Source organism: Escherichia sp. WS3227_2 (genome assembly GCF_046486495.1).
Taxonomy (GTDB): domain Bacteria; phylum Pseudomonadota; class Gammaproteobacteria; order Enterobacterales; family Enterobacteriaceae; genus Escherichia; species Escherichia coli.
Map to the genome: position 1 here is coordinate 56122 of NZ_JBJQLG010000018.1, position 14239 is coordinate 70360.

General features: G+C 49.9%; 12 protein-coding genes and 1 pseudogene. 9 read left to right on the top strand and 4 right to left on the bottom strand.

Annotation, left to right across the window (positions count from 1 at the left end; translation table 11 throughout):
- Positions 1–44: 44 nt before the first annotated feature.
- Positions 45–1124, top strand: coding sequence for an alanine racemase (gene alr, locus ACJHXB_RS21215; protein WP_001147328.1), 1080 nt, complete (start codon positions 45–47; stop codon positions 1122–1124).
- 252 nt (positions 1125–1376) lie between these two features.
- On the top strand, positions 1377–2570 hold the full coding sequence (tyrB, locus tag ACJHXB_RS21220; protein WP_000486972.1) for an aromatic amino acid transaminase: 1194 nt from the start codon (positions 1377–1379) through the stop codon (positions 2568–2570).
- Positions 2571–3072: 502 nt separating this feature from the next.
- Here tyrB and ACJHXB_RS21225 read toward each other — a convergent pair.
- Positions 3073–3313: pseudogene (locus tag ACJHXB_RS21225) on the bottom strand (hypothetical protein).
- A gap of 401 nt (positions 3314–3714) precedes the next feature.
- On the opposite strand from ACJHXB_RS21225, the gene aphA reads away from it, so the two are divergent.
- The 3 genes from aphA (at position 3715) to ACJHXB_RS21240 (ending at position 5315) form a co-directional block, all read left to right on the top strand.
- Positions 3715–4428, top strand: coding sequence for an acid phosphatase AphA (gene aphA / locus ACJHXB_RS21230; protein ID WP_001468912.1), 714 nt, complete (start codon positions 3715–3717; stop codon positions 4426–4428).
- A gap of 110 nt (positions 4429–4538) precedes the next feature.
- Entirely contained in the window at positions 4539–4955 is a 417-nt protein-coding gene (locus ACJHXB_RS21235; RefSeq protein ID WP_000270370.1) for a secondary thiamine-phosphate synthase enzyme YjbQ, read from the top strand.
- Between the two features lie 3 nt (positions 4956–4958).
- The gene (locus ACJHXB_RS21240; protein WP_000155657.1) at positions 4959–5315 is read left to right on the top strand and encodes an MmcQ/YjbR family DNA-binding protein; all 357 of its coding nucleotides are present in this window, start codon (positions 4959–4961) and stop codon (positions 5313–5315) included.
- A gap of 34 nt (positions 5316–5349) precedes the next feature.
- On the opposite strand, the gene uvrA is transcribed toward ACJHXB_RS21240, so the two are convergent.
- Positions 5350–8172 carry an excinuclease ABC subunit UvrA gene (uvrA, locus tag ACJHXB_RS21245; RefSeq protein WP_000357763.1) on the bottom strand — a complete coding sequence of 941 codons (2823 nt, stop codon included), beginning with the start codon at positions 8170–8172 and terminating at the stop codon, positions 5350–5352.
- Between the two features lie 254 nt (positions 8173–8426).
- Here uvrA and ssb1 point away from each other — a divergent pair, with 254 nt between their 5' ends.
- Positions 8427–8963, top strand: a complete 537-nt coding sequence (gene ssb1, locus ACJHXB_RS21250) for a single-stranded DNA-binding protein SSB1 (RefSeq protein WP_000168305.1) — start codon at positions 8427–8429, stop codon at positions 8961–8963.
- 99 nt (positions 8964–9062) lie between these two features.
- Here ssb1 and ACJHXB_RS21255 read toward each other — a convergent pair whose 3' ends face one another.
- Complete coding sequence (locus tag ACJHXB_RS21255; protein WP_001295689.1) at positions 9063–9344, bottom strand: YjcB family protein; 282 nt, start codon at positions 9342–9344, stop codon at positions 9063–9065.
- A gap of 429 nt (positions 9345–9773) precedes the next feature.
- On the opposite strand from ACJHXB_RS21255, the gene pdeC reads away from it, so the two are divergent.
- Positions 9774–11360, top strand: coding sequence for a c-di-GMP phosphodiesterase PdeC (pdeC, locus tag ACJHXB_RS21260; RefSeq protein WP_000019572.1), 1587 nt, complete (start codon positions 9774–9776; stop codon positions 11358–11360).
- A 2-nt stretch (positions 11361–11362) separates the two neighbouring features.
- Here pdeC and soxS read toward each other — a convergent pair whose 3' ends face one another.
- On the bottom strand, positions 11363–11686 hold the full coding sequence (soxS, locus tag ACJHXB_RS21265; RefSeq protein ID WP_000019358.1) for a superoxide response transcriptional regulator SoxS: 324 nt from the start codon (positions 11684–11686) through the stop codon (positions 11363–11365).
- Positions 11687–11771: 85 nt separating this feature from the next.
- Between soxS and soxR the strand changes: the two genes are divergently transcribed.
- Positions 11772–12236 (top strand): redox-sensitive transcriptional activator SoxR, encoded by a 465-nt coding sequence (soxR, locus tag ACJHXB_RS21270; RefSeq protein ID WP_000412424.1) that lies wholly within the window; start codon positions 11772–11774, stop codon positions 12234–12236.
- A gap of 545 nt (positions 12237–12781) precedes the next feature.
- Complete coding sequence (ghxP, locus tag ACJHXB_RS21275; protein ID WP_000106871.1) at positions 12782–14131, top strand: guanine/hypoxanthine transporter GhxP; 1350 nt, start codon at positions 12782–12784, stop codon at positions 14129–14131.
- Positions 14132–14239: the final 108 nt, after the last annotated feature.

Below are 14239 nucleotides of genomic sequence, written 5' to 3' on the forward strand. Positions count from 1 at the left end.
TTATGAATTAGGTAATTAAAGCAAACACTTATCAAGGAACACAAATGCAAGCGGCAACTGTTGTGATTAACCGCCGCGCTCTGCGACACAACCTGCAACGTCTTCGTGAACTGGCACCTGCCAGTAAAATGGTTGCGGTGGTGAAAGCGAACGCTTATGGTCACGGTCTTCTTGAGACCGCGCGAACGCTCCCCGATGCTGACGCCTTTGGCGTAGCCCGTCTCGAAGAAGCTCTGCGACTGCGTGCGGGGGGAATCACCAAACCTGTACTGTTACTCGAAGGCTTTTTTGATGCCAGAGATCTGCCGACGATTTCTGCGCAACATTTTCATACCGCCGTGCATAACGAAGAACAGCTGGCTGCGCTGGAAGAGGCTAGCCTGGACGAGCCGGTTACCGTCTGGATGAAACTCGATACCGGTATGCACCGTCTGGGCGTAAGGCCGGAACAGGCTGAGGCGTTTTATCATCGCCTGACCCAGTGCAAAAACGTTCGTCAGCCGGTGAATATCGTCAGCCATTTTGCGCGCGCGGATGAACCAAAATGCGGCGCAACCGAGAAACAACTCGCTATCTTTAATACCTTTTGCGAAGGCAAACCTGGTCAACGTTCCATTGCCGCATCGGGTGGCATTTTACTCTGGCCACAGTCGCATTTTGACTGGGTGCGCCCGGGTATTATTCTTTACGGTGTATCTCCGCTGGAAGATCGCTCCACCGGTGCCGATTTTGGCTGTCAGCCAGTGATGTCACTAACCTCCAGCCTGATTGCCGTGCGTGAGCATAAAGCCGGAGAGCCTGTTGGTTATGGTGGAACCTGGGTAAGCGAACGTGATACTCGTCTTGGCGTAGTCGCGATGGGTTATGGCGATGGTTATCCGCGCGCCGCGCCGTCCGGTACGCCAGTGCTGGTGAACGGTCGCGAAGTCCCGATTGTCGGGCGCGTGGCGATGGATATGATCTGCGTAGACTTAGGTCCACAGGCGCAGGATAAAGCCGGGGACCCGGTCATTTTGTGGGGCGAAGGTTTGCCCGTAGAACGTATCGCTGAAATGACAAAAGTGAGCGCTTACGAACTTATTACGCGCCTGACTTCAAGGGTCGCGATGAAATACGTGGATTAATCGTTCTGTAATATTTGATTGTCTGTGCCGGATGCGGCGTGAATGCCTTATCCGGCCAATAAAATCCTACCAATTCAATAAGTTGATGTTCTTTCATGTTCTTATAAAGGTCGTGCCTCTGGCGAATGTACGTTTGTCATGAGTCTCACTCTGTTGCTAATTACCGTTCGCTCCTGAACATCCACTCGATCTTCGCCTTCTTCCGGTTTATTGTGTCTTAACCACCTGCCCGTAAACCTGGAGAACCATCGCGTGTTTCAAAAAGTTGACGCCTACGCTGGCGACCCGATTCTTACGCTTATGGAGCGTTTCAAAGAAGACCCTCGCAGCGACAAAGTGAATTTAAGTATCGGTCTGTACTACAACGAAGACGGAATTATTCCCCAACTGAAAGCCGTGGCGGAAGCGGAAGCGCGCCTGAATGCACAGCCTCATGGTGCTTCGCTTTATTTACCGATGGAAGGGCTTAATAGCTATCGCCATGCCATTGCGCCGCTGCTGTTTGGTGCGGACCATCCGGTACTGCAACAACAGCGCGTAGCAACCATTCAAACCCTTGGCGGCTCAGGGGCATTGAAAGTGGGCGCAGATTTCCTGAAACGCTACTTCCCGGAATCAGGCGTCTGGGTCAGCGATCCTACCTGGGAAAACCACGTAGCAATATTCGCCGGGGCTGGATTCGAAGTGAGTACTTACCCCTGGTATGACGAAGCGACTAACGGCGTGCGCTTTAATGACCTGTTGGCGACGCTAAAAACATTACCTGCCCGCAGTATTGTGTTGCTGCACCCATGTTGCCACAACCCAACGGGTGCCGATCTCACTAATGACCAGTGGGATGCGGTGATTCAAATTCTCAAAGCCCGCGAGCTTATCCCATTTCTTGATATTGCCTATCAAGGATTTGGTGCCGGTATGGAAGAGGATGCCTACGCCATTCGCGCCATTGCCAGCGCTGGATTACCCGCTCTGGTGAGCAATTCGTTCTCGAAAATTTTCTCCCTTTACGGCGAGCGCGTCGGCGGACTTTCTGTGCTGTGTGAAGATGCCGAAGCCGCAGGCCGCGTACTGGGGCAATTGAAAGCAACAGTTCGCCGCAACTACTCCAGCCCGCCGAATTTTGGTGCGCAGGTGGTGGCTGCGGTGCTGAATGACGAGGCATTGAAAGCCAGCTGGCTGGCGGAAGTAGAAGAGATGCGTACTCGCATTCTGGCGATGCGTCAGGAACTGGTGAAGGTATTGAGCACAGAAATGCCAGAACGCAATTTCGATTATCTGCTTAATCAGCGCGGTATGTTCAGTTATACCGGTTTAAGTGCCGCTCAGGTTGACCAACTACGTGAAGAATTTGGTGTCTATCTCATCGCCAGCGGTCGCATGTGTGTCGCCGGGTTAAATACGGCAAATGTACAATGTGTGGCAAAGGCGTTTGCTGCGGTGATGTAATGCAGGAAAGCAGGCTGGAGTTACCCAGCCTGCAGTGAAATTAAACTGTTGTCGCTTTCACTCTTGCTTTATAGATGATTTTTTTGATGCCATCGTTCTACGTGAGAGGTAATAAAACGTTGTTAGTTCTAACTTGTTAAGTTTATCCCAATGTTCTGGAGTGCTTTTCCCTGTTTTACCGTGTGGAATAATAATTTTTGCACATCTAACCATTATTAAATTTAATAATAAGTATCGGGTTTGTTACGATAGAATTTTTCTATATCCTCAAGAATATGCTTTGCCTTATTGCCTGTGACTATCTGAGATTCAATTATAGTATCGTTAAATTCTAAAGTTAAAGAGAACTCTTTTTTTCCGCTTTGTGTAAGTTTAACCTTATATTGATTACCAATATCAAATAAAAAGGTCCTGTAATGAGAATAATCACCTTTAACCTCCTCGGCAAAACAGCAAAGCGTGCAAATATACATACAATCTTTCTTACCCCTGATTTTGTTAACTAAATCAATAAATGCGTGAAAAACTGTACTTGCAATAGAACTTGATACTTCTTCTCCAGGTCTACAAAAATCTTTTGCAATTTTTAACTGTGTTTCTATATATAAAAAGAGATCTTTGGCATAAGAGAAATCTTTGGCATAAGAGATATCTTTGGCATAAGAGATATCTTTGTTATTTAGTGTATCTAGCTCTACAGGTAAAGATGTCGTTTTGTTGCTATTCACATTTGATATATTCATATCATCATCTCCTTCGGGAGTAATAAAATTAGTCACCATTGTAGGGTAGGGGGCTGGTCAATCAGAAATCATCTTTATAAACTTCGATTGTTTTTGTAATGCTGTATCATTAAGTTTATTAAATCGTACAGCAGATAAATGTTCTATCAAATTTCGCTCATTTGCAGAGGATTCATCATAATAAACGCAAAATTAATGTATTCTTACATCGCGTAATAAACATTTTTTTTACAAAAAACGACAGGAACGTATTTACTGGGTTAAATATAATCATCCTGCTTTTCATCACAAAAACCGCAGATAATCCTTCCTTTCCCCGGCTGCTGGCGTTATGGTCAGATGGTTTTTGCAACAAATCTCACAATAAAAAGTTTCAACATACTGACTATTTAGGGAAAAATATGCGCAAGATCACACAGGCAATCAGTGCCGTTTGCTTATTGTTCGCTCTAAACAGTTCCGCTGTTGCCCTGGCCTCATCTCCTTCACCGCTTAACCCTGGTACTAACGTTGCCAGGCTTGCTGAACAGGCACCAATTCATTGGGTTTCGGTCGCACAAATTGAAAATAGCCTCGCAGGGCGTCCGCCAATGGCGGTGGGGTTTGATATCGATGACACGGTACTTTTTTCCAGTCCGGGCTTCTGGCGCGGCAAAAAAACCTTCTCGCCAGAAAGCGAAGATTATCTGAAAAATCCTGTGTTCTGGGAAAAAATGAACAATGGCTGGGATGAATTCAGCATTCCAAAAGAGGTCGCTCGCCAGCTGATTGATATGCATGTACGCCGCGGTGACGCGATCTTCTTTGTGACTGGTCGTAGCCCGACGAAAACAGAAACGGTTTCAAAAACGCTGGCGGATAATTTTCATATTCCTGCCACCAACATGAATCCGGTGATCTTTGCGGGCGATAAACCAGGGCAAAATACAAAATCGCAATGGCTGCAGGATAAAAATATCCGAATTTTTTATGGCGATTCCGATAACGATATTACCGCCGCACGCGATGTCGGCGCTCGTGGTATCCGCATTCTGCGCGCCTCCAACTCTACCTACAAACCCTTGCCACAAGCGGGTGCGTTTGGTGAAGAGGTGATCATCAATTCAGAATACTGACAGAGCGGGAGAGCGTGACACTCTCCCGAATGCTGTTTTTTTAATCACACCTTTATCCTTTCGCTGTCTTGCTGCAAACTGATTAAGAGAGTTTTATCAAGGAGCAGCACATGTGGTATCAAAAGACGCTCACGCTTAGCGCCAAATCTCGTGGGTTTCATCTGGTAACGGATGAAATTTTGAATCAGCTGGCTGATATGCCGCGCGTTAACATCGGTTTACTGCATCTGTTGCTGCAACATACCTCCGCCTCTCTGACACTTAATGAGAACTGCGATCCCACCGTACGCCACGACATGGAGCGTTTTTTCCTCCGCACCGTTCCCGATAACGGAAATTATGAGCATGACTATGAGGGAGCAGACGATATGCCTTCTCATATCAAATCCTCAATACTGGGAACATCGCTTGTATTGCCGGTGCATAAAGGGCGTATTCAGACCGGCACCTGGCAAGGCATCTGGCTGGGGGAACATCGCATCCACGGCGGATCGCGTCGCATCATCGCGACACTACAAGGGGAGTAAAAAATGACCATTTCGGAGTTGCTACAATATTGCATGGCAAAACCAGGCGCAGAACAGAGCGTGCATAACGACTGGAAAGCGACGCAGATCAAAGTGGAAGATGTACTGTTTGCGATGGTGAAAGAAGTAGAAAATCGCCCAGCTGTTTCGCTGAAAACCAGCCCGGAGCTGGCAGAGTTGTTACGTCAGCAGCACAGTGATGTGCGTCCGAGCCGCCATCTGAACAAAGCGCACTGGAGCACTGTTTATCTCGACGGTTCGCTGCCGGATTCGCAAATCTATTATCTGGTGGATGCGTCTTATCAGCAGGCGGTGAATTTGCTGCCGGAAGAAAAACGTAAATTGCTGGTGCAACTCTGAAAGGAAAAGGCCGCTCAGAAAGCGGCCTTAACGATTACAGCATCGGCTTGAGGAAGCGCGCCGTATGCGAAGCTTCGCACTCCGCGACGGTTTCTGGCGTACCGGAGACGAGGATTTCGCCGCCGCCACTGCCGCCTTCTGGTCCCAGGTCGACAATCCAGTCAGCGGTTTTGATCACGTCGAGATTGTGCTCAATCACCACAATGGTGTTGCCCTGATCGCGCAGTTTATGCAGTACGTCGAGCAGTTGCTGAATATCGGCGAAGTGCAGACCGGTGGTCGGCTCATCAAGAATATACAGCGTCTGCCCGGTGCCGCGTTTTGACAGCTCACGCGCCAGCTTCACGCGCTGGGCTTCACCACCAGAAAGTGTGGTTGCGGACTGCCCGAGGCGAATGTACGTCAGACCAACGTCCATCAACGTTTGCAGCTTACGCGCCAGTGCAGGTACGGCATCAAAGAACTCACGCGCCTCTTCGATGGTCATATCCAGCACTTCGTGGATGGTTTTGCCTTTGTACTTAATCTCCAGCGTTTCACGGTTATAGCGTTTGCCTTTGCACTGGTCGCACGGTACGTAGATATCCGGCAGGAAGTGCATCTCCACTTTGATCACGCCGTCGCCCTGACAGGCCTCGCAGCGTCCGCCACGGACGTTAAAGCTGAAACGTCCTGGCGTATAGCCGCGCGCACGGGATTCCGGTACGCCCGCAAACAGTTCGCGCACAGGTGTAAACACGCCGGTATAGGTCGCCGGGTTAGAACGCGGAGTACGACCAATTGGGCTTTGGTCGATATCGATCACTTTATCGAAATGCTCCAGCCCCTGAATATCGCGATACGGTGCCGGTTCGGCGATGGTCGCCCCATTCAACTGGCGTTGGGCAATCGGGAACAGTGTGTCGTTAATCAGTGTCGATTTACCGGAACCTGAAACCCCTGTGATGCAGGTAAACAGACCGACTGGCAGCGTCAGCGTCACGTCTTTCAGGTTATTACCGCGTGCGCCTGTCAGCTTCAGCACTTTTTCCGGATTCGCCGGAACGCGTTTCTTCGGCACTTCAATCTTGCGTTTACCGCTCATGTACTGCCCGGTCAACGACTCCGGCACCGCCATAATCGCTTCCAGTGGACCTTCCGCGACCACTTCACCGCCGTGAACACCCGCACCAGGACCAATGTCGATCACATGGTCAGCGGCGCGAATCGCGTCTTCGTCGTGCTCCACCACAATCACGGTATTACCGAGATCGCGCAGATGGATAAGCGTACCCAACAGGCGCTCGTTATCGCGCTGGTGCAGGCCGATAGACGGCTCATCGAGCACGTACATAACGCCAACCAGGCCCGCACCAATCTGGCTCGCCAGACGGATACGCTGGGCTTCACCGCCAGAAAGCGTTTCTGCCGAGCGGGAAAGTGTCAGGTAATTCAGGCCGACGTTAACGAGGAATTTCAGGCGATCGCCGATCTCTTTAAGGATTTTTTCCGCAATCTTCGCCCGCTGACCTGCGAGTTTGAGATTGTTGAAGAATTCCATCGCATGACCGATGCTCATGTCGGAGATAGCAGGCAGCGGCGTATTCTCGACATACACATGGCGCGCTTCCCGACGCAGACGCGTCCCTTCGCAGCTGGCGCACGGGCGATTGCTGATAAACTTGGCTAATTCTTCGCGTACCGCACTGGATTCTGTCTCTTTATAACGGCGCTCCATATTGTGCAGCACGCCTTCGAACGGATGACGACGAATGGAGGTATCGCCACGATCGTTCATGTATTTGAATTCAATGTTTTCTTTGCCAGAACCGTACAACACCACTTTATGCACGTTCGCGCTCAGGCTGCCCCACGGCGCTTCGACGTCGAACTTATAGTGATCTGCCAGCGATTTCAGCATCTGGAAGTAATAGAAGTTGCGGCGATCCCAGCCTCGAATCGCACCGCCAGCCAGCGACAGTTCCGGATTCTGGATCACGCGGTCAGGATCGAAATATTGCTGCACGCCAAGGCCGTCACAGGTTGGGCAGGCCCCCGCCGGGTTGTTAAACGAAAACAGGCGCGGTTCCAGCTCGCGCATACTGTAGCCGCAAATTGGGCAGGCGAAGTTGGCGGAGAACAGCAGCTCTTCCGCTTTCGGGTCGTCCATATCCGCAACTACCGCGGTACCACCGGAAAGCTCCAGCGCGGTTTCAAACGACTCGGCAAGACGTTGGGTAAGATCGTCACGCACCTTGAAGCGATCAACCACCACTTCAATGGTATGTTTCTTTTGCAGTTCCAGTTTCGGCGGATCGGAAAGATCGCAGACTTCGCCATCAATACGAGCACGGATGTAACCCTGACTTGCCAGGTTCTCCAGCGTTTTGGTGTGTTCGCCTTTGCGCTCTTTAATGATTGGCGCGAGTAGCATCAGACGCTTGCCTTCCGGCTGCGACAACACGTTATCCACCATCTGGCTGACGGTTTGTGCCGCCAGCGGAACATCGTGGTCCGGGCAGCGCGGCTCACCAACGCGAGCGTACAGCAGACGCAAATAGTCGTGGATTTCGGTGATTGTCCCCACCGTAGAACGCGGGTTATGAGACGTCGATTTCTGCTCAATCGAGATGGCAGGAGAAAGCCCCTCAATATGGTCGACGTCCGGCTTTTCCATCAGTGACAGAAACTGCCGCGCGTAGGCGGAAAGGGATTCAACGTAACGGCGCTGCCCTTCGGCATATAAGGTGTCGAAAGCGAGCGAGGATTTGCCAGAACCCGAAAGCCCGGTCACGACAATAAGCTTGTCGCGGGGGATAACGAGGTTGATGTTTTTGAGATTATGGGTGCGGGCGCCCCGAACTTCGATCTTATCCATTCACCTTTCCCGGATTAAACGCTTTTTTGCCCGGTGGCATGGTGCTACCGGCGATCACAAACGGTTAATTATGACACAAATTGACCTGAATGAATATACAGTATTGGAATGCAATACCCGGAGTGTTGTGTAACAATGTCTGGCCAGGTTTGTTTCCCGGAACCGAGGTCACAACATAGTAAAAGCGCTATTGGTAATGGTACAATCGCGCGTTTACACTTATTCAGAACGATTTTTTTTCAGGAGACACGAACATGGCCAGCAGAGGCGTAAACAAGGTTATTCTCGTTGGTAATCTGGGTCAGGACCCGGAAGTACGCTACATGCCAAATGGTGGCGCAGTTGCCAACATTACGCTGGCTACTTCCGAATCCTGGCGTGATAAAGCGACCGGCGAGATGAAAGAGCAGACTGAATGGCACCGCGTTGTGCTGTTCGGCAAACTGGCAGAAGTGGCCAGCGAATATCTGCGTAAAGGTTCTCAGGTTTATATCGAAGGTCAGCTGCGTACCCGCAAATGGACCGATCAATCCGGTCAGGATCGCTACACCACAGAAGTCGTGGTGAACGTTGGCGGCACCATGCAGATGCTGGGTGGTCGTCAGGGTGGTGGCGCTCCTGCAGGTGGCAATATCGGTGGTGGTCAGCCGCAGGGCGGTTGGGGTCAGCCTCAGCAGCCGCAGGGCGGCAATCAGTTCAGCGGCGGCGCGCAGTCTCGCCCGCAGCAGTCCGCTCCGGCAGCACCGTCTAACGAGCCGCCGATGGATTTTGATGACGATATTCCGTTCTGATTTGTCATTAAAACAATAGGTTATATTGTTTTAAGGTGGATGATTAAAGCATCTGCCAGCCATAAAAAAAGAAGCCTCCGTTATGGAGGCTTCTACATATCAAGTTAAAATCATTGGCCATTGTGGCGGTGTCTGATTCATCTCTTCAATCATCACCGACTCGATGTTGTGCCAGATGGCGGTGATATCCGCCATTGTGATGCCAAGCAACCCCATTGCGAACCAGCAGGCAGAAACCACGCCCAGACCGCTGCTGATCACTGCAAGCCCGACATAATCAGACCGACGAAAACGGATGTTGAGCGTGCTGGCCAGAAACATCATTACGGCACTAAGAAGTTGCCAGCGAAGTAGAACCACGCCAGTGGTGAGGGTAGCCATCAAACAATTCCTCTGAAAAGAGCCGATGCCCTGGACAGCGCGGCGTTGTTCACGGGAGGCGTGGTACACTCTGGCTATCGCGGGGCTTGCAGGACACAAAAATGAAACACTCTGTTTGTTTCATTAATTTTGTGAAATATATCACAATTGATTGTTTGTTAGCCAGATTAGGCCGTGACTTTTATTGCTGTACAGATTATGTGGTTTTTCAGTGGCATTAAGGGTATATCTTCCCGCCGCCTCCGCATTTCTTTAGGAAATTAATTTTGAATATCAATGAATTACTTTTATTCAGGTGACGATTAAAAAGGTATCAATTTCAAATCAGGCAAAAGTGCTATTTATACCGTAAGATTTATCTAAAGACGTCGATAACCAGGGTTCTCGCCTTGCAATGACCGGGTATAAACAGGCAGGAAATTGATAGCAATGAGTCATCGTGCACGACACCAATTACTGGCGTTGCCGGGCATTATCTTTTTAGTTCTCTTTCCCATCATTCTGTCGCTATGGATTGCCTTCCTTTGGGCAAAATCAGAAGTGAATAGTCAGCTCCAAACTTTTGCTCAGCTGGCGCTGGATAAATCCGAGCTGGTCATTCGCCAGGCAGATTTAGTGAGCGATGCAGCAGAACGCTATCAGGGGCAAGTTTGCACTCCAGCCCATCAAAAGCGAATGTTGAATATTATTCGTGGCTATCTTTATATTAATGAATTGATCTATGCCCGTGATAACCATTTTTTATGCTCATCGCTGATAGCGCCTGTAAACGGCTATACGATTGCACCGGCCGATTATAAACGTGAACCTAACGTTTCTATCTATTATTACCGCGATACGCCTTTTTTCTCTGGCTATAAAATGACCTATATGCAGCGGGGAAATTATGTGGCGGTCATCAACCCTCTCTTCTGGAGTGAAGTGATGTCTGATGATCCGACATTGCAATGGGGTGTGTATGATACGGTGACGAAAACCTTTTTCTCGTTAAGCAACGAGGCCTCGGCAGCAACGTTTTCTCCGCTGATTCATTTGAATGATTTAACCGTACAAAGAAATGGCTATTTATATGCGACAGTTTATTCGACAAAACGCCCAATTGCAGCCATTGTTGCGACTTCATATCAACGTCTTATAGCACATTTTTATAATCATCTTATTTTTGCATTACCCGCCGGTATTTTGGGGAGTCTTGTTCTGTTATTACTCTGGCTACGTATTCGACAAAACTATTTGTCTCCCAAACGCAAATTGCAACGCGCCCTCGAAAAACATCAACTTTGCCTTTATTACCAGCCAATAATCGATATCAAAACAGAAAAATGTATCGGAGCTGAAGCATTGTTACGTTGGCCTGGTGAGCAGGGGCAAGTAATGAATCCGGCAGAGTTTATTCCGCTGGCAGAAAAGGAGGGGATGATCGAACAGATAACTGATTATGTTATTGATAATGTCTTCCGCGATCTGGGCGTGTACCTGGCAACACATGTCGATCGCTATGTTTCTATTAACCTGTCGGCCTCCGATTTTCATACGTCACGGTTGATAGCGCGAACCAACCAGAAAACAGAGCAATATGCGGTGCGTCCGCAGCAAATTAAATTTGAAGTGACTGAACATGCATTTCTTGATGTCGACAAAATGACGCCGATTATTCTGGCTTTCCGCCAGGCTGGTTACGAAGTGGCAATTGATGATTTTGGTATTGGCTACTCTAACTTGCATAACCTTAAATCATTGAATGTCGATATTTTGAAAATCGATAAATCGTTTGTTGAGACGCTGACCACCCATAAAACCAGTCATTTGATTGCGGAACATATCATCGAGCTGGCGCACAGCCTGGGATTAAAAACGATCGCTGAAGGCGTCGAAACTGAGGAACAGGTTAACTGGCTGCGCAAACGCGGCGTGCGCTATTGCCAGGGATGGTTCTTTGCGAAGGCGATGCCGCCGCAGGTGTTTATGCAATGGATGGAGCAATTACCCGCGCGGGAGTTAACGCGCGGGCAATAAAACTACAGGCGGTGGCGATAATCGCTGGGAGTGCGATCAAACTGCCGACGGAAAACGCGGGAGAAGGTCTGCTGCGAGACATAACCCAGGTCCATTGCGATATCAAAAATCGGACGCTCGGTGGTGCGCAACTCAACGGCGGCCAGTAACAGGCGGCGTTGGCGAATGTAATCACCAAGTGTCTGATGCGTCACCGTGCGGAACATCCGCTGTAAGTACCACTTTGAATAGCCTGATTTTTTTGCGACGACATCAATGTTAAGCGGCTGGTCAATATGCTCGTCAATCCATGCGATAAGATCCTGAATAATTTTCTGATGGGACATAAATCTGCCTCTTTTCAGTGTTCAGTTCGTTAATTCATCTGTTGGGGAGTATAATTCCTCAAGTTAACTTGAGGTAAAGCGATTTATGGAAAAGAAATTACCCCGCATTAAAGCGCTGCTAACCCCCGGCGAAGTGGCAAAACGCAGCGGTGTGGCGGTATCGGCGCTGCATTTCTATGAAAGCAAAGGGTTGATTAGCAGTATCCGTAATAGTGGCAATCAGCGGCGATATAAACGTGATGTGTTGCGATATGTCGCAATCATCAAAATTGCTCAGCGTATTGGCATTCCGCTGGCGACCATTCGTGAAGCATTTGGCGTGTTGCCCGAAGGGCATACATTAAGTGCGAAAGAGTGGAAACAGCTTTCGTCCCAATGGCGAGAAGAGTTGGATCGGCGCATTCATACCTTAGTGGCGCTGCGTGACGAACTGGACGGATGTATTGGTTGTGGCTGCCTTTCGCGCAGTGATTGCCCATTGCGTAACCCGGGCGACCGCTTAGGAGAAGAAGGTACCGGCGCACGCTTACTGGAAGATGAACAAAACTAAAGCGCCACAAGGGCGCTTTAGTTTGTTTTCCGGTCTTTGTCTTTCTCTCTATCCCGCTGGTACACAGGAGGGTTTCCCCCGACGTCAACACACCTCATTCGAGCACGTGGTGGAGGTTCCGGTTGGTGTTGATGCTTTAATTGTATGTCACCGGCGTTTCTTCGCCAGTGTAAAAGTACACTTTTTAGCCGCAATATTTTTGTCATCTCAGACGATTTTTTATCGCAATCCTGAACGGTATGCGGCTCGATAACGCTGCAATCTTGCGCATCGACGATAACGTTTGCGCATCAATTGCCTGGTTTTTCATCGTCAAGACAATAAAAGAGAAAAAAGCAGCAAACTTCGGTTGAAAAAGCCGCTATGATCGCCGGATAATCGTTTGCTTTTTTTACCACCCGTTTTGTATGCGCGGAGCTAAACGTTTGCTTTTTTGCGACGCACCAATTTGTCGCAAACCTGGAGCAGGAAGATAACGTTTCGCTGGCAGGGGATTGTCCGCCACGCATCTTGACGAAAATTAAACTCTCAGGGGATGTTTTCTTATGTCTACGCCATCAGCGCGTACCGGCGGTTCACTCGACGCCTGGTTTAAAATTTCACAACGTGGAAGCACTGTCCGTCAGGAAGTGGTTGCCGGGTTAACAACGTTTCTGGCGATGGTCTACTCGGTTATCGTCGTTCCAGGCATGTTGGGTAAAGCGGGCTTCCCGCCTGCGGCAGTTTTCGTTGCGACCTGTCTGGTTGCCGGACTCGGTTCTATCGTGATGGGTCTGTGGGCTAATCTGCCGTTGGCGATTGGTTGCGCCATCTCCCTGACGGCGTTTACCGCATTCAGTCTGGTGCTGGGGCAACATATTAGCGTACCTGTCGCGCTGGGTGCCGTGTTCCTGATGGGTGTGCTGTTTACGATAATTTCTGCCACGGGTATCCGTAGCTGGATTTTGCGCAACTTGCCGCACGGTGTGGCGCACGGCACGGGGATCGGTATCGGTCTGTTCCTGCTGCTCATTGCCGCTAATGGTGTCGGTCTGGTGATTAAAAACCCGCTTGATGGTCTGCCCGTTGCGCTGGGTGATTTCGCGACCTTCCCGGTGATTATGTCACTGGTAGGTCTGGCGGTGATCATCGGCCTGGAAAAACTGAAAGTCCCTGGTGGCATTCTGCTGACCATTATCGGTATCTCAATTGTCGGTTTGATCTTCGATCCTAACGTCCATTTCTCCGGCGTTTTCGCCATGCCTTCATTGAGCGATGAAAACGGCAATTCACTGATTGGCAGCCTGGACATTATGGGCGCGCTGAATCCTGTAGTCCTGCCAAGCGTTCTGGCGCTGGTGATGACGGCAGTATTTGATGCCACCGGAACTATCCGTGCCGTCGCCGGCCAGGCGAACCTGCTGGATAAAGACGGGCAGATCATCGACGGCGGGAAAGCACTGACCACTGACTCCATGAGCAGCGTTTTCTCTGGCCTGGTGGGGGCAGCTCCGGCAGCGGTATACATCGAGTCTGCGGCGGGTACGGCGGCGGGCGGTAAAACCGGTTTGACGGCTATCACCGTTGGCGTGCTGTTCCTGCTGATTCTGTTCCTCTCTCCGCTCTCTTACCTCGTTCCGGGGTACGCAACGGCTCCGGCGCTGATGTACGTTGGCCTGCTGATGCTGAGCAACGTGGCGAAAATCGACTTTGCTGATTTTGTTGATGCGATGGCGGGGCTGGTTACGGCGGTATTCATCGTGCTGACCTGTAACATCGTAACAGGCATCATGATCGGCTTCGCGACTCTGGTGATTGGTCGTCTGGTTTCCGGCGAATGGCGCAAGTTGAACATCGGTACGGTCGTTATCGCCGTGGCGCTGGTGACCTTCTATGCGGGTGGCTGGGCTATCTAATCTTTCATATGATTCTGAAAACGGGTGGCAATGGCTGCCCGTTTTTATTTTCTCCGTACATTGTGTGAGCTTTTGCGATATTCTGAAAAAATGAGAATTCAGGCATAA

Excerpts from the sequence above, each read along its gene's own strand:
- soxS (WP_000019358.1), bottom strand. The coding sequence starts at position 11,686 with ATGTCCCATCAGAAAATTATTCAGGATCTTATCGCATGGATTGACGAG.
- ACJHXB_RS21255 (WP_001295689.1), bottom strand. The coding sequence starts at position 9,344 with ATGGCTACCCTCACCACTGGCGTGGTTCTACTTCGCTGGCAACTTCTT.
- uvrA (WP_000357763.1), bottom strand. The coding sequence starts at position 8,172 with ATGGATAAGATCGAAGTTCGGGGCGCCCGCACCCATAATCTCAAAAAC.
- ACJHXB_RS21235 (WP_000270370.1), top strand. The coding sequence starts at position 4,539 with ATGTGGTATCAAAAGACGCTCACGCTTAGCGCCAAATCTCGTGGGTTT.
- aphA (WP_001468912.1), top strand. The coding sequence starts at position 3,715 with ATGCGCAAGATCACACAGGCAATCAGTGCCGTTTGCTTATTGTTCGCT.
- ssb1 (WP_000168305.1), top strand. The coding sequence starts at position 8,427 with ATGGCCAGCAGAGGCGTAAACAAGGTTATTCTCGTTGGTAATCTGGGT.
- soxR (WP_000412424.1), top strand. The coding sequence starts at position 11,772 with ATGGAAAAGAAATTACCCCGCATTAAAGCGCTGCTAACCCCCGGCGAA.
- alr (WP_001147328.1), top strand. The coding sequence starts at position 45 with ATGCAAGCGGCAACTGTTGTGATTAACCGCCGCGCTCTGCGACACAAC.
- ghxP (WP_000106871.1), top strand. The coding sequence starts at position 12,782 with ATGTCTACGCCATCAGCGCGTACCGGCGGTTCACTCGACGCCTGGTTT.
- ACJHXB_RS21240 (WP_000155657.1), top strand. The coding sequence starts at position 4,959 with ATGACCATTTCGGAGTTGCTACAATATTGCATGGCAAAACCAGGCGCA.
- pdeC (WP_000019572.1), top strand. The coding sequence starts at position 9,774 with ATGAGTCATCGTGCACGACACCAATTACTGGCGTTGCCGGGCATTATC.